Genomic DNA, 19,980 nt, shown 5'->3' with positions numbered 1-19,980 from the left:
GCAAGACCTCCTTTTCTCTGTGATTTCTGTCCAGTATGCAGAATAAGCTCCGCAAGTTCCCGGTTTTCCTTGCTCTTTTCTAAAACCAGCATAACAAATCAGGGCTTCGGGCAGAAAGTTATGTCACTTCGCAATCCCCGAACGGCTTTGCCGGTCGGTGTTCAGGGGAGTTGTGCTGCCAAAGCAGCATAACTCCTTTAACCTGCACCACTTTCGACCCTACTGGGATGCCCTGATTTTGAGGGTTTATCGCCGCAGTCGGGGCTTTCTCACATTCTCTCCACACGGGCGCAACGTGGCGGTACGATGCTAAAGGGTATCAGGATGCCACTCTGCCTGCCAAAAGGCCACACAGGGCAACACAGCCGCCTACACGCCCGGACAGTGTTGCCTGCCTATGCCATACTGTTTTCAGCGCTGCTTGCCGCAGCAGGGCGAACCGGTCTTTTAGGCTTGGTTTTGGCGGCGGCCTCACGGGAGAGCTTGTCGTCAATGTATTCACGGGTGGCCTGCGGAACGTGCTTTTCGTAGAGCTTCTGGATGGTATCTTCCAGCTCCGTCTGCAAATTCGTATCCTTTTTGCCCATGTGATAGGTCAGGGCATCCAGCTTTTCGCTGCCAAAGCTGATGGTCAAGTTTGCTTTTTTCATTGTACTTTCCTCCATTTCATAATTTCATTTGGGGTGACTGAGAAGGGATGCTTTCCTCTTGGGTGACCCATTTTTCATAATCCGATACTGGGCAGTACCCGGCAAGCATGGACGAGAATTCCTCCAAGCGAGAGGGCTTCACCTTATCCAGCTCCATCTGCAAACCGTAGTAGCCGTTGTAGATTTTCACCACCTCAGCATCCAAAACATCAGTCCATGCCTCTTTTCCGGCATCGGTCAGGGTGCGTTCATCCAGCTCCACGATAGTGGCAGGCTGCACCTCCACATCCTTGTGCAGCAGATGGATATCCTCCCAGTGGAGATGGAGCAAATCTTTCAGCCTGCTGACAGGCATAGTGGATTCCGGCAGCTGCTCTGGCTCCGATTCCTCCGGGTGACCGCCGTACTGCGGACAGAAGTTGAGGTAATAGCACATGTCAATGCTGCTATCATCTAACTCCACATTGGCCACTTCCTCACGCTCATGGAGCATATCCAGCAGGGTATCTGTGATGTTAAAGTCATGCTCAAAGCCGGTTTGCTGTGCCAACTCATCAAAGCCTATAATCCAGTTGCCCTCTGTTGTATTTTGTGTTCCGGTGGACACAATGTAATCCACCGCCTTCGTCAGTTTCTGATTGAATTGCTGCAAGGCCGGGAAGGTAAGAGCGGAAATGTTGGGAACATAGGAGGCGTACCGGCAGTAGCCGTAGCCCTCCGACTCCACCAGCAGTCCGTCATTTCTGCCCTCACCGGTGAGCAGCAGGCAGTGATACACACCGCTACTGTCGCAGTGCATCTGCTCTATATTTTCCTGAATAAAGGCATAATCCCGCAGAGGATTTTGCAGCACATTCTCAAAGATTTCTATGGGAAGTCGAATGGTTTTTGATACCTTAAAGCTCCGTAGATTGAAATCCGAGGGCTTTCGTTCAAAGATTGCTTTCATTGTCATTGCGTATCATCTCCTTATTTTACATTTATTTAGCAGCTATTTCAGTCTGCCGTAGGCATAGAAATGGCTGCGCCAATAGCGGCTATTCAAGTCCGCATACCCGATTGGATCGCCGCAGTGCAGCATTTGGCCATTCCCAACATAGATTCCGATGTGGCTTATGACTCCAGCCGAGGCATAGGTTCCTTGGAAAAACACCAAATCACCGGGCTTGGCTTCCTCACGTGAAATCACTGCACATTGGTTGAAAATTCCTGATGCGGTGGTGCGGGGCAGATAATATACGCCCGATTTGGAATAGACCCAGCACACATAACCGGAGCAGTCAAAGGAGGTCTGCGGAGAGGAGCCGCCCCAAACATAGGGGTAGCCAATGTATTTTTGTGCTTCCTCCATCAACGCCTGAAAGGTACCATCGCCCATCTCTCCTGGATATTCTCCGTCCTCCACACCGGGGATGGCTCTGCCGTACTTGGCATGGGAGTAAATCTGTTGTGCATTGATCCGGTTTTCCTCTGTGATGGTTTTACCGAGAGTGCTTTCAAGGCTTCCATATATCTCATTCAGGTCGGTAATGGGAACAGCCACCGCGTAGGTTTCCTCTGTTTCATTGCCATCCACATCAGTGACGGTGCGGGTGCGTTCCTCGTAGCGGACGAAGCAATCCGCAAAGGCTCGATAATAGGAAGCGTTCATCCGCAGATTTTCAGCGCCGAAATACAGAGAATAAAAAATGGACTTTATACGGGTACTGTCGATACTGCCACTTTCAATCATGGGCGTAATCTCGAACACAGCGCTGTCCAAATCAGAGAAGCTGCCTCGCATATTCTCAATGTACTGCCGATACTCGGCGGGAACCTGTGAGGAGATACTGCCTCCGTGAAAGGTTAAATCCACAGCGGAATTGTTGTGTTCGGCGGTACCGGACAGCAGGCTCATGATCATAACAATGATTAGAATAAACGGGGTGAGGATGGCGGCGATGACCACGCCTGCCGCTTTCCACGTCCGTTTGTCGGTGGCTGCGGCTACCGCAGCTTTTACTGCAAGGGTAATGGTTGCCGGGTCTGCCATCGGTGATCACCACCATTTCTGTTCCCAAAGGCTGAACTGTGCATCCTCTGCAGCCTGCTGCTCCTGTGCCAGCCGGATGGATTTCTCCACCGCCTGATCCAGAAAATCCGTATCAAAGCCTGCGGTTTCGTAGCCCTCAGCGATGGTGTGCAGATAAAAATCCGAGGGTGCGCCGAACTCCCTGCCGTCATTCATGATGTAGACCATTGCATTTACTGGCTTGCCGTTCAGCTCTACCTCCAGCATTTCCTTGCGGTAAAAATTCGGGTACCCCTCATAACGGTCGAGGGCAATCTCATCCTGCGGCCTGATCTTCCATAAAAGCACAGGCACAGAGCTGCCCTCCAGCGGCTCAATGGTGGCTACGGCTCCACGGCTGCCGCCTCGGAACAGCAGCTCATATCCTTTGACCTCGCTTGTTCCCACCACCTTAGCGGTGGGACAGCGGAATGCCATCTGCGGCAGATTCAGGTTGCTACCATAGGCAATATATAAGCGGTTCTTCGTCATATTTTCCTCCTTACATTCACATTCGCATAGTAAAAGCCGGGGCATCTTCTACCTCGGCTTCGATTGGTTCTGAAGCAGTCATCTGGGCTTCCTGAGTTTCCTGCCGTGCCTGCTCCAGTTCTTTTTCTTTTTTCTGCCGCATCCGTTCCTTTTGTTTTTCTGCCTGTGCCGGATCACGCCAAGCAATGCAGCCGTCCAGATTCTTCAGCAGATGCTCTCGGGCGGTCTTGAATTCATCCCCAATCAGCCCCAAACGCAGCAGCCAAGTACGAAAGGTATACTTTTCGTTGGTGGTCTGCGTCTTGGTTCGGCTGGCACAGCGCTGATTGAGCGCCTGTGCGGAAATGGCCATACAGAGCTGAATGTAGGCTTTGATTTTCCCGGCATGGGTGGTTCCGTTGAATAAGCGGAACTCCACCGTACCTTTCTGAAACACGCTGTGAAGATTCAAACAGTGATACCGGCTGTCATCGTAATGCTGATGACTTCGGCTTTCACCGTTGTACCAAATGCGACTGACCTGATCCAGTGTCCGAGGCTTTCTCTGGTTCAGTTCCTCCAGAAACCGGTTGTCCACCGGCTTGCACCAGCGGTGCTGTCTGGCTACTGACACTTGAAGCGCCTTGTAAATCAAATCCTCCTTGGCGGCCATGATATTGGTAATATTCCGCAGGGTATTGGCATCAAAGGGCGAGGCATCCACATGAACATGGATGCCGCAGGAGCTGTTGGAAATAGCACCGGCCTCCCGGAGCTTGCGCACCAGCTCCTGTATTTTTTCGATATCCTCCCAGCGGCAGATAGGGCTGACCATCTCGGTTTTGTATTCTGCCGAAGCAGATACGGTCTGCCCGCCGGATTTCCTCTGCGGGGTAATGCTGGCATCACTCATGAATTTCCACTTGCGGCCTTGGGTGTCGATGGCGGCGTAGGTATCGTAATAGGTACCATCATACACAGCGGTTGTACCAAAGTAGGCGGCAGCAACATCGGCGGCATCCTTACGGGTGATACCGGTCAGCTCGATTTCGATGCCGAAGCGCTGGGCTTTCATGTCCATTTTTTCTTTCACCTCCCATTATCTGCCACCCGCCTTTCCGAACAGCTTTGCCTTATACTCCGGGGCATTGACCATCAGGTTGTAGCGCTCATTGCCGCATTTATAGAGGCACACGCCACGCTGCGGATAACGGATCAGATTGTATTCGCTCTGTTCCAGCTGGAGAGTATCAATATAGAACTTGGCATCAATGTTTCCAGCGTTGAACAGAAATTGATGGGTCGGGATGCTGAACAGCGGTTTGGTATATTCTCGGATGCCCTCAATGTTGAAGTCCTCCAGATTCTGCGAGGCTATGATCACTGCTGAGTCCTTTTTGCGCACACGCTTGGAAAAGTTTCGAATATACTCCACGGCGGTGAGGTTCGTGAGGAACAGATAGAACTCATCAATGCTGGCGGCGGTGTTTCCATTGGTCAGAAGCTCGTTGCTCATGTAGGACAAAATGTTAAACAGCAGGGCGTTTTTCAGACTCTTTGAAGCCTGCAGCAGTCCTTTCACGCCAAAGGTGACAAAGCTGGAATCGGTGATATTGGTATGTCCGTCAAAGAATTTCGACTCCGCTCCTTTGCAGATAGAGTGCAGCCCCAGCAGGATATTCTGCAAAAGCTCTGCAGTGTAAAGCTGGCGGCTACTTTCATCAAAGCTCTTGTATTCTTCCTCAATCAGCGCATACAGGTCGGAGAGGATAGGGTAATCCTTGGCAGTCAGGCGGTCAAATTTCGTGCTGTCACTGATGCCGAACTTGGCGTACAGCTTCTGCAGTATGATTTCGATGGTGTCGATCTCCCGGTCGGTGAAGTCCTTGTATGTCCTGAAAAAATCCTTAAGAAAGGAAATATGCTGACTGAGCTTGCTGCTGATGCGGAAGGTTTGCGGCGCATCCTTATCCTCCGGGCTGCCATTTTCATCCCATGTTTTCGGCTCCAGCACATTGATGATGAATTCTCCAGACATGAGATCAATGAAGCAGCCGCCGAGATTGTTGGTCAAATCTTCGTACTCCATTTCGGGATCAAGTGCGCACACATTCATGCCGGATTCCCGCAGATTGCAAAGAATGAGCTTGAGAAGATAGGATTTGCCCTGACCGCTGTTGCCGAGAATCAGGATGTTGGCGTTGGTCTTGTCATCGGCTCGCTTATTGAAATCCACCAGCACATTGCTGCCGAACTTATCCCTCCCAACATAGAAACCGTTGGCATCTGTCTTGCCGGAATAGTTGAAGGGATAGAGATTGGCCACACTGGAGGCCGGGAGGACACGCTCGAACTGGTCACGAAACACATTAAATCCGCTGGGCATCACGCATTGAAAGCCCTGCTGCTGGCGGAGGATCAGCCTGTCCACGTTGAGCTTACTACGAATCAGCTCGGTCATAACTTCCGTTTGGAGGAGCTTTAGCTGATCCAGATCGTATGCAGACAGCTCAATATACACAGCCGAGTGGATGAAGGGTTCCCGGTTCCGGTGCGCCTGCGCCACGATAGTTGCCACGTCCTGCAGATTGCTTTCGGCCATGACCGTCTGCTGCAGATCATTGGTATTGGATTTGCTTAGGCGGTTCTTATTGGCGGCATTGCTGATAATTTTCTTTTCCTCCACCGGGGTAACATGGCGGGTATAGATGCGCAGGGTCACGCCGTCCTTTTCACCTAAGTGACGGAGGATTGCCTGTTCCTCGGTAGCGGTGGGGTATTCCCGAAGCGCCCAAACGCAGCGGTAGGTGTTCCCGCAGATAAAGTGATCGGTGTTGAATTTGATGACCGAGGGGGCAATCATATCCAGAAACTCTTGGATTCTGACATCTTCCTGTGGAGGAGATGGGGTTTTTCTTTTTTGCACCATCGTTTTTTCTTCCTTTCTGTTTTTGATTTTAGGTATAGGAAAAGCCGCCACATGGAGTGACGGCTTGAAGTAAAATGGTTCACTTTGATGCAAAGCTGAGATATAATAAAATTTTAGGAGTAATTGATCAGTAAGATTTTTTTCAAACGCTGTGTTTTCATTTTACGCAGCACGAAGGAGGACTTAAAATGGAAAACTGGTTTACACTTGATCAAATTGATACATATACTTACATAATCAGTGAATACCGCCATTGGGAGGAAACACATTGCTATCTACTTGAAGGTAGCGAGCGGTGTTTGCTCATCGATACCGGACTTGGTATTTGCAACATCTCTGAGGCAGTGAAAAAGCTGACGGATAGGCCGGTGACTGCCGTGGCGACACATATCCATTGGGATCATATCGGTGGCCACGAATACTACCCGGATTTCTACGCACATGAGGCGGAACTAAACTGGTTGAACGGTGAATTTCCGCTGACGATAGATACTATCCGGGGCATGGTCATAGATCGCTGTGATTTGCCGAAAGGGTATGACGTCAACACTTATAAGTTCTTCCAGGGAATGCCTACACGGGTACTGCAAGACGGAGACACCATTGATCTGGGTGGGCGAGTAGTCACGGCGCTGCATACGCCGGGACACTCTCCAGGGCATCTGTGTTTTTGGGAACCACAACGTGGATACCTATTTACCGGCGATCTTGTCTATAAGGACACGCTATTTGCGTACTATCCGTCCACTGATCCGCAGGCATATCTCTCGTCACTTGAAAAGATTGCTGCGCTGCCCGTGGAAAAAGTATTTCCTGCTCATCACAGTTTGGATGTTCAGCCAGAGATTTTGTTCCGTATGCGAGATGCTCTCAGGCAACTGAAAATCGACGGCAATCTATATCATGGTAGCGGTACTTTTGATTACGGTGATTGGGCTATTTGGTTGTGATGTTCGAACGTATGAGAAGTAATGAGCAAAACGGGAAGCTGAGAAACAACTCTTGGCTTCCCGTTATATTTGCTCACTCATTCAAAATCACCCACCTTTCACCATCGAAATCCTCGAATTTCTCGGTTGTGACATTCTGCTCAAAATAAACCGCAAGGATGCGTTTGATGTCCTCCTTGTCCGCTCGCTTTACAGAGAAGCCCTGTTCTTTCAGGGACTTCTCAATGCGGGACAGGTACGGGAACACCTCTTTTTCCTTTTCATTCCGCAGGCGGATCAGGATTAAAAACTCCCTTGCGGTGGCCATCTGCACCTGTATCCGGTCAAGGAAAGACAGGTCTTTTTCCAAGAGCTTTCGCACCACAGGGTTCTGCTCCTGTTCTATGCGGCTGCGGAGAAACCGCTTGTTGTCCTCGAAGTTCTCCCGGCTGTTCAGGCACAGCATCTCAATCTCCGCAATACCTTTCAGCACCGTCATTAAAGCATAGATGCGGGTACTGATGCTGGCCTCCGACAGCACCGATATATTGCTGGGCTTGATGATAAAATACACAAGCTCTCCATTCCCATAGGTCTGCAGGCTGTACTCGGTGATTTCTTTGGTATCGATGAGCTGCCGGGTGGAGGCTCGTTTTTTTGCTTCTGCCTTATGATTCCTGCGCATTGGGCGTGTACCTCCATTCATAGAATTGCTGCTTGGTCATAAAAAAGGCACAGGCATACCGGAGAAAATCCAGAATGCTTGTGTCCTCAAATCGGATGGTTAAAAAGGCATAAACGGCGGTCAGCACGATGGGCGGTACAAAGCCCAGCTGGGAAAACGCAAGCACAGAGAGAAGCAGCGCCACGCCGATGATGCCGATGTCCCGCAGCTGCCACAGCCACAAGGTCGCCTTAGCCCTTAAGTGATCGGGGTAGATATACATAGACATCCTCCTTTACATCCGTATGGAAAAACCGGAGCCTTGGTTTAGCTCCGGTTCCATTTCTTTTGCGGCATACTGCACATTGGGGGAATAACAGGATTCGTTTAGTTTCTTGGCATAGCTTTCTGCCTGTTCCATCGTGTCAAACTCGATAGGCTTACCACCATGCTTACACCAGCTTTGCGCAGCTCCGCATACCGAAGCGGCGCTGCGCATCGCCCATACTCCATATTTTTTGCTCATTGAAAAACCTCCTTGGATTTGTTCTGCGGATATTTCCCGGACGGAGATACCCAACTTTTGTGCTTCCTTAAGCTCCATCGCCATACCGGTGGAAATCCGGCTGCCGCAGAGCCACAGTTCATCACAGGCCTTCAGCACACGATGCCCCATGCGAAGACCAGCTTCTCTTTGGGCAGGATCGTTATCGTCTAAAAACTGCGGATATAGAAGATGGACAGCTACAGGCGTACAATTCTGCTCCATTGCATAGCGGCAGGCTGCCTTTGCAAATTCGACATTATTTTGCATATCACCGGCGTATGGCGAACAGATATAGACCAGTTTATTCTCGTTCATTTCGCCACCGCCTGTACTACCGTTTTAGTCATATTCACTGCGGTCTGTGCCGCATACATGGTACTCATGAGGTTGGCTTTGGTTGACGTATCCAGTCCGAACTGACCGGCAATGCGCGGAATTTCACCGGCAGCCAGCATCAGTCCAAGACCCAGCAGAGCATTGTCTTTTACCACCATGAGTCCGGCAATCAGCACCGTTGCCTGTAGAAATGCCGTAAGGCACAGGCCGATGACCTGCTTGCTCCACGATACAAAGCCGTCAATATATCCACGGGGAACACTAAACATATACAGGCTCCCCACGGCAATATGAATGAGCAGGATACCGCCTCGCTTCAGGTTGGCAAAGAATACCTTAATGACCGCATATCCCATCAGGATTAATATAAAGATCATCATGATGGGACTGGTGATCGCTTTCAAGCCGCCGAACACGTTGCTGGTCATGGCCTGCTCCAGATTACCTGCATCCTGCAGGGAAGCGATGATGCCTTGGGCTACTGTGCCGAAGTCGGTTCCAAGGCCGGTAATCCCAGCAGTGAAGCTGCCTTGCAAAGACACCGATAGCTTATACAGTTCCACCGGTACCGTGGTGAACAGCCCCACAGCCATAAATCCCTTGATGGCGTTGAGGGCGGTATCCTTGATACTGCCTCTGCCAGACTGATACTCAATCCCGCATTCAAAGGCGGCCACCACAAGCCCTACGCCATATAACGCCCAAGCCAGATAGGAAAAGAACAGCACGATGGACTGTACCCAGCTCATTTCGAACAGGTCGGCTCCCATATTTCCCATCTGCATAAAAAAGTCGCCGAGAAAGCCCACGATCTGACCGTAGATCCAATCCACAATCTGACCGAGGACAGTGTCGGCGACAAAATCCCATATGAACATTTGAATTTCACCTCTTTCATAACCTCCGCTACCTCCCAAGCACTGGTTGGTTTTTGTTCTCTGATTTATGACTTGACAATCCGCTTTTTCAGAGCTTTAATACCACACAACGGAGGCCGCCGAAATAATGTTAAAGGAGGTACTTGTGTGGCTGATTACAAAAAACTCTATTATAAAATGTTTAATGCAGTAACCGATGCTGAGAAGCTCATTTCTCAGGCCGCTTGTATGATGCGCACTGTCCAGCAGGAGTGCGAGGAAACATATATGGATGCAGACGAGACACCACTGCGCCTGACAGATAAGTCGGAGGAATAAATATTTACCTTTACAGTTACATCCCCAGCACTTGCCAAAGTATCCTTGCAATAGGATGGTGAATAGTTTCTGATTTTTTACTATTCAATTCTTGTTTTTAAAAAAGTTCCAGTCTGGAAATAAATTCATATTGAAAAAATTGCTTTGATATGGTAGAATTATTTAATGGGAATGAAGTTCTCCCGTGGTTAATTCCAAAACCGCTTTTATAGCTGATGACTTCTGTGATTTTAGGTAATCGCAGACGCATCAGCTTTTTTATGCGTTGCGAAAGAAAAGGAGAGAACTTCATGTTACTATCACTTGCACTGGTTTTTCTATGCGGCATGGCACTCGGGGGTATTTTTCAAAAGCTAAAGCTACCCAGCTTGTTGGGTATGCTGCTGACGGGTATTTTACTCGGCCCTTATGTCTTAAATCTGCTTGACCCGACCATTCTGAACATATCAACGGATTTAAGGCAAATTGCACTTATCATCATTCTGACACGGGCAGGATTGAACTTGGACATTAATGACTTAAAGCGTGTGGGACGCCCCGCCATTCTCATGTGCTTTGTCCCTGCCTGTTTTGAAATAGTGGGGATGCTGATATTCGCCCCCATGTTTCTGGGCATTACACGCCTTGAAGCCGCTATTATGGGAACTGTGATTGCTGCTGTTTCACCTGCGGTCATCGTGCCAAAAATGCTGAAGCTGATGGAAAGCGACTATGGCAAAAGTAAAAGCATTCCGCAGATGATTATGGCAGGGGCATCGGTGGACGATGTTTTTGTTATCGTCCTTTTCACGGCAGTTACAGGCTTGGCTAAGGGTGACAATATCACACCCATGAGTTTTTTATCCATTCCGACCTCTATTGTATTTGGGTTACTTGGGGGCATTGTCACAGGACTTTTTCTTGCATTGTTGTTTTCTAAATTGCGTATTCGTGACAGTGGCAAGGTGATAATTATCCTGTCCATTTCCTTTTTGTTGGTAACAGTGGAGCATAGCCTAACAGATGTAATTGGCTTTTCAGGACTGCTTGCGGTCATGGCAATGGGCGCAACCTTGCAGCAGAGAAAGCATGAGGTTTCCAAGAGGTTGTCGGGGAAATTTTCAAAGCTATGGGTTTGTGCAGAAGTTTTACTTTTCGTCTTGGTCGGTGCAACGGTCAATATCAGCTATGCGCTGAAAGCTGGACTTACCGCCGTAGCACTTATTTTCTGTGTACTGGTTTTCCGTATGGTTGGTGTGTTTGCTTGCCTTATTAAAACCTCACTAAATAAGAAAGAACGTATTTTCACTGCTCTAGCCTATATGCCAAAAGCCACGGTGCAGGCCGCCATTGGCGGCTTGCCTCTTGCGATGGGGCTTGCTTGTGGTGACATTGTTCTTACCGTTGCAGTGCTCTCCATTCTAATCACCGCGCCTTTGGGCGCTGCTCTTGTCGATGCAACCTATAGAAAGCTGTTAGACAAAGGAGGTTCAGCGGGTGTTTAAGACTTTGAAATACGCCAAATATAGCGATACCGCACATCTGACCAGGCAACTGAAAAGAAATGAATGCGCCTGCGAACTTCCTGTTTGTATGGTAAAAAACTAATATTGAGCCGTTGTATTCCTGAAAGGTGCAACGGCTCTTGCTTTACCTATAATCCGAGTATCGTCCAGATATATAATGGAGCTGTCAGCGTGAACACCAAACAGGCAAACAGGATGGCCGGAGCCGCCCATTCGAACTGTCCATGTTTTCGATAATCAAAATATGCCGTACCCAATTTGGCGAAGAAAAACACCGCCAGAATCAGGTCGATGGCGGGGAACACCACCTTGTTGACCACCGCCTTTATCTGGCTGGAGGCATCTTTCCATGTTCCCTCAATCGCCCCGGCCACATCGCCAGTTCCCGCTGCATAGGCTGTTGTGCTGAACAGCAGGCACAGAAGCAGAACCATGCACAGAAGCATTGCAATTCGTTTCGATTTCATTGATTTTCCACCTTTCTTCATAGGGTTGAGAATGGCAAGGCCGCAGCTTTCGGTTCGCTGCGGCCTTGTTTTTTTCTCTGTTTTTAATTGGGTTTCTGAGGCGCAATGTGCCAGTCGCTCCACAAATTATCCCGGACGGTTACGCTGTCCGTGAGGTTTATTGAAAGCATCCCAGCGGGTGACCAGCAGTCAATCAGCCATGTGTACGGTTCATATTTTCCGTCCGGGAACCAAATCGGTGAAAAATGCGTTCTGCGATTGTAGGTGCTGTATGGATTCTTCTGAAACTCAAACCGGGTGCTGTAGCCGGAACTCATGCGTTCCAGCAGCCTCCAGTAGGTTTGATACCCGAATTCCGGGAAGTAGGTCACCGCACTCTGCGCCCCAGTTACCGCCGAGGACTGGTTTGTACTGACTCTGGCAGAAACTGTCTGATTGATGCCGTAGCCGGACTTCATGGCCTTTCCGCTGGCGGTGGGGCTTTTGTCATCCGGCTGGATTGCCATACTTGCCGAAAGGCTGGCCTGATACCGGTCAAGGTCAAACTCCCACCAGCCCTCATCGACCCATTCACCGTCATCCTCCCAATGACCGCCGCCCTCACCATCACTGTACCAGTTCCAGTCACTGTGCCATACCCAATACTCCTGCCACCAAGGCCGCCACACCGTCCAGCTGGCAGAAGTCTGCTGCGGATTGTTTGGAACAGCGGACTTTCTAAAGCTATCATTGCGATCATCGGCCACAGGATTTGGCGGCGAATTCTTATCAAGGTCAACGATATTTATATTAATTGTCGCCTTGCTGGAGCTGCCGCCTCCAGACACAGAAACCGTGATGGTCATCTGCTGCGGCGTACTTGGTGTTGTCCAGCGTATCCACGCCAGCTGACTGTCGCCATCGGGATAATAGATATTGCTGACCCGATAGCTTCTGCCATTCACATAAAAGGTCGCTGATACCGGATGATCCGGATCGCTCTGACCGCCGCTGACCGTCACCGCTGTGATGACTTCGGTGTTGACCCGATACTCGTAATCGTACACGGAAACCTCCGGCGACTCGCCGGGCATATCCTTAAATCGCACGATACCAAGGCCAAGAGCCGCCTTAATATCTGCATTGGATGCAGCTTTGCTCCGGCTTCCTGACCATGCCGGGTAGCCAAGATCCGCTACCTCTAAAAACATGGCAAGGGGCAGATTTTTATGGGAAAGAGATACCATTCTCTTTCTCAGAAGACCGTTTACCTGTTCGTCATACATGGCGGCTTCCGTAGCTGTAGTGGCAATCATAACACCCTCAAATTTATAATAGGCTATGGGTTCCAAAAGCAGCTTGTACTCGCCGCCGATTAAGGTATCAAAATCCATTCCAACTGTAGCTGCAATAGAACGAATGACCTGTTCATCAGTAAAATAGCTTTTGATGGCGGCAATGTTGTTGCTGCCATTGGTACTTATAATGCGGGGTATCGTCTGTGCCGGATTCTTAAAGGTGTACCCACCTTTTGCAGGAGATAGATCTCTGCCGCCGCTATATTGTATTTTGCTGACCTTTCCGAAATGATAAATCCCGGAGGAAGGTGCCTTGTTTGTCAAATCAATCGGTGTAGTGACCACCGCATGATCACTTGCTCGAACCACCGTTACCCGCACACCTTCATTGCCCGGAGTCCATGAGTTGGTGCTGGTACCATCTCCCATGCCTCCACCGCCGCCATCCACGTTTCCATCGCCTACGGCATAAACGGAAACAGGAGAAAGCAGACAGAAAATTAAAGATATCATTAGAAAAACGGAAAATAACCGTTTCATATTTCCTCCTTTCCGCAACAAAAAAAGCACGGTATAAACCGTACTTTTGATGCAAATATTTTTGTTTTAATCCATTTCACCGATCTTATTGCCGTTTTCGTACATATCATCGAGGTATTCTCCCTGATTGGCACCGCCGTCCGGTACATTATCAAATCCTGGCAATCCACCGCCGCTCTGCGGCTTGCTTTCGGAAGAAGGCGGTTTCTTTTCTGTAGCCTCTGGCTTATATTCTGGAGGCTTGGATGGGTTTTTGGTATCCGCATCCTTTGGCAGCTCAGGTTTTGCTGGGGTTTCCGGCTTTACCGGATCGGGCTGGAGTTTTTGCTCCGGCAAATCGGTCTGAGGCGGCAGCGTTTCCGAGCTTTCCGGCTCTGATGTGAGCTGCGGGGAAACCACGACCTCTTTTTTCTCTGTATTTTTCTGTATATCAGGAGCCACATCCGAAGAGCTGACCGGCTCTTGTGAAGAAGCATCCGGCTTGGCAGGTTCCTTGGTAAACTGCATTCCGATGGCAATCACAAGCGCAATGCTAATCACCAAAGCGCCTGCAATGGCAAGTCTCCTTTTGATTTTATCATTCATATTGAAAACCTCCTTTGAGAAGTGTAAAGTGTTACCTCTTTGTATTTCTCACCATACTATAATTTTTTCCAGAAGTCCAGATGCTTTCCTGAACAGTTAAAACACCTCGGTATATCCCGCCTGAACCTTGAGCTTGATTTTCATGGGAGCCAGCTCCTTGCCGCCAAAGTAAAGGGGAACCTCCAGCCAGATCACAGCATCCGCTTCAAAGCGCTGTGCGTTTTTGGGGGAGGAAGGAGCCAGTGGCGCATTGCGGATGGTGACATCTAAGCCGGAGAGCTTATACTCTAAAACATCCCCGGCATATTTTACATGGCTGCCGCTGACTTCCTCCATTCCAAGGATATCGTCCATGTAGCCGTAGATATCGCCAGTATTCACGCTGTAGGAAAAAGAGGAACCGTCCGGCTGATAGCCGCCGCTATATCCCTCCCGAACACCGTGATATACATCGGCATAGTTGTCGTTGACAGTGACAATGATGGCATCCTGCAGGGTTTCCTTTACGCCGCTGGCGATGATATTTAGCCGAAAGAATTCCATCACACCGCACAGTATAATCACAAGCGCCAGTGTAATGGCTATTACCAAAGGGAACCCGTTCCCAGACTTATCCTTGAGAATGTGTCTTAGCTTGGTCATTTGTGATACACCTCGCTTTTGCCAGAGGCCTCGGAGCGCAGGGTAATGGGAAAGGAACCGAACCCGCCGAACAGACCGATGTTTTTCTCTAAGGTGAGGGTGACGGTGATATCCTCATTCAGCTGGATATTGCCAGTCTTTGACCATGAAATTCGGGGACTCAATCCAGTTTGTTCAGTGAGAACTGCAGCACGGCGGCTGGTTTCGCTGCCCACCCTGCCGGAGATTTCCGCTTCCCGGCACAGCTCAGTGGCGTAGGTATTCAGTTGGTTTTTGGCGATAAACACAGGCAGAACCTGTACAGCCAGCGCAATGACCAGCATGGCGCAGAGGACGAGGACACACACATCAATGTAGCCCTCGCCACGTTTGGATTTTAGAATTTTCTTCATACTCACCCCTCCCTAAAACATTCCGCCGAGGGATTTGATGATCTCATAGGCAATGATGGCCAGATAGGTGAACAGGAAACACATCAGCATGAGAAAGGAAAACACACGGATTTTCGGCGGTATCTTTTGCGCCTCGCTTTTTAGGCGCTGCAACTCCAGCTGTTTGAAATCATGCGCCAGCATCTGAAAATACACCGTGCTGTCATCCCCACGCAGTACACCGATAAGGCCTCGCACCACGTCCGAGAGCATGGGCGAATTGAGCCTTGCCTCAAACCGGGTAAGGGCAGCTTCGTAGCTGGAGGAGCGCATATCCGCAGCCAGCATGGTCAGCTCCCCGGCAAAGGCTTCCCCAGCGTTTTTCTTGTAGTTTTCTACGATGGCCAGCACATCACGGGAGGCTTTTAGCTCCTGTTCGATGTTGGCAACAAAACGGGGCAGCTCCTTTTCTACGGAGGCTCGCTTTGCGGACAGCCTTTCATCTGCCTTTTTAGTTTCCTTAAAGTACACCATGACCGCAAGGAACACCACCACCGGCACCAGCAAAGGGAAAATAAAGCCCGCAGGGATTGCCATCAGCAGAATTACGCCGGATTTCACCAGCGCATAGGCTTGATAAACCTCCGGCTCCATATTCATACCGGTGGCTTTCAGCACATTTTTCAGCCGATGTTTACGGTATTCGTCCATGCGGATATATTTAGAGAGCTTTACCGCCCAAGTCATGAGATAGGTTTCCAAGCTCCTTGCTGCTTTTTTCTCTGCTCTTGTGGTGTTCAGCATGGCCTTGGCGGTGCTGAGGTACGGTAGGCGCAGCACATCCAAAAAGACAAAGAACAGCCCCGCCGCTAAGGTGACTCCAAATAAAAACAGTAATCCCATCCTCGTCACCTCCTGTACTCGATTGGTTTTGTCAGCTTAATGACACAAGCCGTAGAAACAAAGATAAGGGCAGCGCTGATAGCCAGGATAATCTGCCCCAACGAAGTATGCATCAGCGTGTCATACCAGCTTTTGTTCAGGAGATACATGAGGGGAACATTGCCGATGACAAAGATGACCATGATGATAAATTCCTTGCGGGGTTCAAACACAAGGTATTCCAGATCGCCGTTCACAATCCGAATATCACTGAGTTTTGAAACGATGGGAGTCAGGGTACTTTTCAGGCTACGGTCATGCTGGCAGTCACATAGGGCATCACACCATTCACGGAATACTTCGTTGTCGATTTTGGTGCGCAGCACCTTGATGGCCTCCAGCACATCGGGATCAATCAGCTTGACCCGCAGGACAAAATCCTTAAACACCTGATGCACCGGCGGGTTCAGATAGTGGATGTTTTCCTCCACAGCAGTCAATATATTTTCACTTCTCAGGTAGGCTGTGGTGACAATGGAGAGAGCCGTTTCCAGCTCGGCTGCGATATCCTTTTTAAAATGGCTGGCGGTAAGCTGCACATACCAAAAGGGCAACATCATAAAGCCCACAGCCATCACCGGAGCCAGAAAGAAGTTGCCCATTACAATGGCGATAGCGGCACCGATGGCAAACAGTAGTAAAGAGCAGGCGCAAATCAGAGAAAAGCGATTGCTCCTGCCGGTCATGGCCAGCACCTCCTGAGCCATATGAATTTGCTGTTTCAGAAATCCCGGCTTTTGGCAGCGCTGTGCCGCTTTGATCTCATCCTTGATGGATTTCTTTTCTTTGGTGAGAAAGGAAAACAGCCCATCGGTGAATTCCATCGGCTTTAAGCCAATGAGTAGAAAAAAGCCTGTAATCATACCGATGCAGGCCAGCAGTTGAATGGTTGTCATGCGGATATTTGCCCCCCTTTCTTAAGAAGATTGATGCGTTCCTGCGGCATACCATTCTCTAACAGCCGTTTACATAGGCTGTCGGATATGGGATTGACTGTTACATGGTGTCCGGTAATATAAAATTGATTGTTTTCATAGCGGTTTTCGGTAATCTCGTACCGGAACAGGGTGCGGTAATGGCGGCTGTTGTCCGGCAGGATTTCGCACTCCATGATTTCCATGAGCCTGCGCTGCTTGTTTTCCAGCTGTTTGCAGAACACGATAATGGGATAGGCCTCGGTCACATAGCCCATGAGGGTTTCATCCGACATATCCACAGCCCGCTTACACAGGGAAACCATACGGCGGTAGGTGGATTCGCAGGAATTGGAGTGGATGGTGGTAACCACAGCCACACCGGTGCGGGCTACTTCCTGTGCAGCATTAGCCTCCGCACCACGCATTTCGCCGACCACGATGATATCCGGATTAAAGCGCAGGGAGATATCCACAAGATCAATCTGCTCAATGCGGTACAGCTCGTTCTCACTGTTGCGGGTGAGTGTATGCACTACGGAATTGGTGACCCTGCCGTCCTTTTCACGGATGAGGGAAAGCTCCCGGCTGCCGTTTTCAATGGTAAAGATGCGCTTGTTATCAGGGATGGTGGTGAGCAGCCATCCTGCCACAGTAGTTTTACCACTGCTGGTAGCCCCGGCAATACACACCGAAATCCCGTAGCGGATGAACTCCGAGAGCAAATCCAGCATTTCAGCGGTTGCCGTACCACCGTTTATAAAATCCTCTTTCTCCATGTTATTGGGGTTGACGATACGGATGGAGGCGGCAGCGCCTACGCTGGCATCCACAATGGGGCTTTTCATAACAGCAATACGGATGTTTTCTGCAAGAGTACCGACCACCAGAGGGGATTGGTCATCCAGAATGGTACCGGACACGTGAAGCATCCGGCGCAGCACATTGATACAGTGTTGGGGGCTGTCGAAGTGTTCCTCCAATTTCTCACAGCGCCCACCGGCGTACTGGATTTCAATATCTCGCCAGCTGTTGATGTCGATTTCTTCAATTCCGTCCGCAAAGATGTACTTGGTAAGAAAGGAATATTCGGCCATTTCCGTGTAGAGCGCATCCACCAGTTGCTGCTGTGTCATGTCTTTTACCGCCATACGGCTGTCCTGCACAAACTTGGCGATATACCGCTTGATATGCGCCTTGGCTTCGGCAGCGTTGCCGTCTGATAGCAGTTCGCTGTGCTGCCCGGCGATATGCCCTTGCACCTTTTGCAGCACACTGTGAAAATCCCCGGTTTCCTGCTCCGGTGTAAAAAACAGGTTATGCCTGCTCATATCTCGAACACCTCCTTTGCGATTTTTTCGATTTCTCTGCGAAAGCCCCGACTGTCTTTCAGGGACAAATCAGCGAATAGGTTTCCGGCCAGCACCTGAGCCTCCAGTTCCGGGGAGTGAGGAAGGGTAAACACAGCATTGCCCAGCACCTGTTCCATGTTTTGACTGGCTTCATTGGATTTTACATTACTGACTGCCTTATACATCTTATCAAAGTCAAACCCGGCCATCCGCAGATACTCCTGCTGGCTGGACAGGTAGCTGACCGATTTCAAATCGCAGTTTATGAGCCGCAGCACCGCATCGGCCTCCAGAATGGAGATGGTGGACAGTTCGTCAAAGTAGATGGAGCTACCGCAATCGATAACCACATAGCTTTCCATACCACGCAGCACTTCGATAAGCTGTTTTATCAGAGCCGGTGTAACGGGAGGATAGCAGTTTTCGTTTTCTCCCTTTTGCAGACCGATGACCGCCAGATGGCTCATCCGCTTATGGGTATTGCAGTTGTTTTTCACCAGCGATTCGGTAATGGAATTGGCAGCAAGAATGCTTCCCAGCGAGTGGTCGCCCTCCAAATCTCCGGGCGGGCAGATGCAGGGAAGCATTGGCGTGGTGCAGTCGCATAAAAGCAGCACTACATTCTTCTTTCTGTCTGCCAGATATTTCGCCAGTTTGACCGCCACCGTGGTCTTGCCGCAGCCGGGGCTGCCCCAAACCGCCAGTACCTGTGCGGCGTTATCCGGTTCTACCTCCGGAGGCTCTATATTGTCCTTGCGACTGAACAGACCGCCTTTTTTGAAGTTCAGCATTTACTCAGCCTCGCTTTCCACCGGTGTATTCGCAGGTGATTCCGGCTGGCTGTTATCCTCGCTTTCCTGAGTTTCCAGCTTATCGGGATATAGCTTGGAAAGCACCAAGTCCTGCGCCTCGGTAAACTTTGCCGCATTTTCCTTGCTGCCACGGTAAACGAGGGACACATGAAGGGTTCCGTCTGCTTCCAGCTCGGCAAGGATTTTGCTCTGTTCCGGGGTAACCAGCAGGGTGACAGTAGCAGGAAGTTCCTTTTCATCCTTATCCTTTTTCTGTTCTCCGGTGTTGGCATCATATCCGCTGCCTGCGGTGACAGCGATGACCTCCACATACTGCAGCTCCGGCGGAATGACCGTTACACCCTGTTTTTTGTAATCTGGAGCAACGATGGACACAATATCCCCGGAAACCAGTTTGCCGGACAGCCCTGCGGCAAAGCTCTTGACCGATATGGAAATGGCCTGTTTTTCTCCGGTCAGGTTGTAGAGATAGGCGTTTTCCGCAGCAGGGGCATCAGCGATTTTGGAGCCGATTATATAATCTCCCGACACCAAATCAGCGGAGGCAAATTTGCCGATCACCGTATCCGTATGCCTGACCACATCCTCCGGCAGATTGTAGCCGCCCACCTCCACGGTTTGCACCATGTCTTTGGTGATGGCTTCCCCTATTTTGATGGGCTTGGTCACCCGCACGATCTCAGTTTTCTGGCTGATGCTCTGGTTAAACAGCGGCGTTACGGCAAAGCAGATCAGCAAGGACAGCACAATGCAAATCACGCCAATAACCGTTCTATTCTTAAAAAAACTCATGGTTTGATT

The 19,980-nt window shown here is 49.9% G+C and carries 23 protein-coding genes and 1 riboswitch; of the genes, 3 read left to right on the top strand and 20 right to left on the bottom strand.

What is annotated here, in order from left to right:
• Nucleotides 1–395: 395 nt before the first annotated feature.
• Genes EJN67_RS07980 through EJN67_RS07955 form a run of 6 tightly spaced genes read right to left on the bottom strand, consistent with a single transcriptional unit; the run spans nucleotide 396 to nucleotide 6,100 of the window.
• Entirely contained in the window at nucleotides 396–650 is a 255-nt protein-coding gene (locus EJN67_RS07980; RefSeq protein ID WP_129723822.1) for a DUF6103 family protein, read from the bottom strand.
• 16 nt (nucleotides 651–666) lie between these two features.
• Nucleotides 667–1,605, bottom strand: coding sequence for a DUF6329 domain-containing protein (locus tag EJN67_RS07975; protein WP_243641259.1), 939 nt, complete (start codon nucleotides 1,603–1,605; stop codon nucleotides 667–669).
• Between the two features lie 36 nt (nucleotides 1,606–1,641).
• Entirely contained in the window at nucleotides 1,642–2,682 is a 1,041-nt protein-coding gene (locus tag EJN67_RS07970) for a C40 family peptidase (RefSeq protein WP_129723821.1), read from the bottom strand.
• A gap of 6 nt (nucleotides 2,683–2,688) precedes the next feature.
• Nucleotides 2,689–3,192 (bottom strand): gamma-glutamylcyclotransferase family protein, encoded by a 504-nt coding sequence (locus EJN67_RS07965; RefSeq protein WP_129723820.1) that lies wholly within the window; start codon nucleotides 3,190–3,192, stop codon nucleotides 2,689–2,691.
• Nucleotides 3,193–3,208: 16 nt separating this feature from the next.
• Nucleotides 3,209–4,252 (bottom strand): amidoligase family protein, encoded by a 1,044-nt coding sequence (locus tag EJN67_RS07960; protein ID WP_129723819.1) that lies wholly within the window; start codon nucleotides 4,250–4,252, stop codon nucleotides 3,209–3,211.
• Nucleotides 4,253–4,270: 18 nt separating this feature from the next.
• Nucleotides 4,271–6,100 (bottom strand): VirB4 family type IV secretion system protein, encoded by a 1,830-nt coding sequence (locus EJN67_RS07955; RefSeq protein ID WP_207207993.1) that lies wholly within the window; start codon nucleotides 6,098–6,100, stop codon nucleotides 4,271–4,273.
• Nucleotides 6,101–6,288: 188 nt separating this feature from the next.
• Between EJN67_RS07955 and EJN67_RS07950 the strand changes: the two genes are divergently transcribed.
• Nucleotides 6,289–7,050, top strand: a complete 762-nt coding sequence (locus tag EJN67_RS07950) for an MBL fold metallo-hydrolase (protein WP_129723818.1) — start codon at nucleotides 6,289–6,291, stop codon at nucleotides 7,048–7,050.
• A 73-nt stretch (nucleotides 7,051–7,123) separates the two neighbouring features.
• Here the strand turns inward: EJN67_RS07950 and EJN67_RS07945 are convergent, their stop codons facing one another.
• The 4 genes from EJN67_RS07945 to EJN67_RS07930 are packed head-to-tail and all read right to left on the bottom strand — an operon-like array spanning nucleotide 7,124 to nucleotide 9,454.
• Nucleotides 7,124–7,714, bottom strand: a complete 591-nt coding sequence (locus tag EJN67_RS07945; protein ID WP_129723817.1) for a hypothetical protein — start codon at nucleotides 7,712–7,714, stop codon at nucleotides 7,124–7,126.
• Nucleotides 7,698–7,976, bottom strand: coding sequence for a hypothetical protein (locus tag EJN67_RS07940; RefSeq protein WP_129723816.1), 279 nt, complete (start codon nucleotides 7,974–7,976; stop codon nucleotides 7,698–7,700). Before EJN67_RS07940 ends, EJN67_RS07945 begins: the two co-directional genes overlap by 17 nt.
• 12 nt (nucleotides 7,977–7,988) lie before the next feature.
• Nucleotides 7,989–8,555, bottom strand: a complete 567-nt coding sequence (locus tag EJN67_RS07935) for a DUF7768 domain-containing protein (RefSeq protein WP_129723815.1) — start codon at nucleotides 8,553–8,555, stop codon at nucleotides 7,989–7,991.
• Complete coding sequence (locus tag EJN67_RS07930; RefSeq protein ID WP_129723814.1) at nucleotides 8,552–9,454, bottom strand: conjugal transfer protein TrbL family protein; 903 nt, start codon at nucleotides 9,452–9,454, stop codon at nucleotides 8,552–8,554. The genes EJN67_RS07935 and EJN67_RS07930 overlap by 4 nt, the downstream gene beginning before the upstream one ends.
• A 147-nt stretch (nucleotides 9,455–9,601) precedes the next feature.
• Between EJN67_RS07930 and EJN67_RS14025 the strand changes: the two genes are divergently transcribed.
• Nucleotides 9,602–9,772, top strand: a complete 171-nt coding sequence (locus tag EJN67_RS14025) for a hypothetical protein (protein ID WP_165000799.1) — start codon at nucleotides 9,602–9,604, stop codon at nucleotides 9,770–9,772.
• Between the two features lie 158 nt (nucleotides 9,773–9,930).
• Nucleotides 9,931–10,004: riboswitch (Fluoride riboswitch) on the top strand.
• A gap of 58 nt (nucleotides 10,005–10,062) precedes the next feature.
• Entirely contained in the window at nucleotides 10,063–11,256 is a 1,194-nt protein-coding gene (locus EJN67_RS07925; RefSeq protein ID WP_129723813.1) for a cation:proton antiporter, read from the top strand.
• A 149-nt stretch (nucleotides 11,257–11,405) separates the two neighbouring features.
• Here EJN67_RS07925 and EJN67_RS07920 read toward each other — a convergent pair whose 3' ends face one another.
• From EJN67_RS07920 to cpaB, 10 genes are all read right to left on the bottom strand, one after another.
• Entirely contained in the window at nucleotides 11,406–11,744 is a 339-nt protein-coding gene (locus EJN67_RS07920; protein ID WP_129723812.1) for a DUF3852 domain-containing protein, read from the bottom strand.
• An 83-nt stretch (nucleotides 11,745–11,827) separates the two neighbouring features.
• A complete protein-coding gene (locus EJN67_RS07915; protein ID WP_129723811.1) occupies nucleotides 11,828–13,561 on the bottom strand; it encodes a hypothetical protein in 1,734 nt (577 codons plus the stop codon).
• Between the two features lie 66 nt (nucleotides 13,562–13,627).
• Entirely contained in the window at nucleotides 13,628–14,146 is a 519-nt protein-coding gene (locus EJN67_RS07910; RefSeq protein ID WP_129723810.1) for a DUF6550 family protein, read from the bottom strand.
• A gap of 96 nt (nucleotides 14,147–14,242) precedes the next feature.
• A complete protein-coding gene (locus EJN67_RS07905) occupies nucleotides 14,243–14,788 on the bottom strand; it encodes a hypothetical protein (protein WP_129723809.1) in 546 nt (181 codons plus the stop codon).
• Nucleotides 14,785–15,180, bottom strand: a complete 396-nt coding sequence (locus tag EJN67_RS07900) for a DUF4320 family protein (RefSeq protein WP_129723808.1) — start codon at nucleotides 15,178–15,180, stop codon at nucleotides 14,785–14,787. The genes EJN67_RS07905 and EJN67_RS07900 overlap by 4 nt, the downstream gene beginning before the upstream one ends.
• 12 nt (nucleotides 15,181–15,192) lie before the next feature.
• The gene (locus EJN67_RS07895; protein ID WP_129723807.1) at nucleotides 15,193–16,062 is read right to left on the bottom strand and encodes a secretion protein F; all 870 of its coding nucleotides are present in this window, start codon (nucleotides 16,060–16,062) and stop codon (nucleotides 15,193–15,195) included.
• A gap of 5 nt (nucleotides 16,063–16,067) precedes the next feature.
• A complete protein-coding gene (locus tag EJN67_RS07890) occupies nucleotides 16,068–16,997 on the bottom strand; it encodes a type II secretion system F family protein (RefSeq protein ID WP_129723806.1) in 930 nt (309 codons plus the stop codon).
• The gene (locus EJN67_RS07885) at nucleotides 16,994–18,346 is read right to left on the bottom strand and encodes a CpaF/VirB11 family protein (RefSeq protein WP_129723805.1); all 1,353 of its coding nucleotides are present in this window, start codon (nucleotides 18,344–18,346) and stop codon (nucleotides 16,994–16,996) included. Before EJN67_RS07885 ends, EJN67_RS07890 begins: the two co-directional genes overlap by 4 nt.
• Complete coding sequence (locus EJN67_RS07880; RefSeq protein WP_129723804.1) at nucleotides 18,343–19,158, bottom strand: nucleotide-binding protein; 816 nt, start codon at nucleotides 19,156–19,158, stop codon at nucleotides 18,343–18,345. The genes EJN67_RS07885 and EJN67_RS07880 overlap by 4 nt, the downstream gene beginning before the upstream one ends.
• Entirely contained in the window at nucleotides 19,159–19,971 is an 813-nt protein-coding gene (gene cpaB / locus EJN67_RS07875; RefSeq protein WP_129723803.1) for a Flp pilus assembly protein CpaB, read from the bottom strand.
• Nucleotides 19,972–19,980: the final 9 nt, after the last annotated feature.

Origin of the sequence: Xylanivirga thermophila (genome assembly GCF_004138105.1) — a bacterium.
In the GTDB taxonomy this organism is placed as follows: Bacteria; Bacillota; Clostridia; order Caldicoprobacterales; family Xylanivirgaceae; genus Xylanivirga; species Xylanivirga thermophila.
Note: the sequence above shows the minus strand (reverse complement) of the source record. Positions and strands in the feature narration are given on the sequence as shown.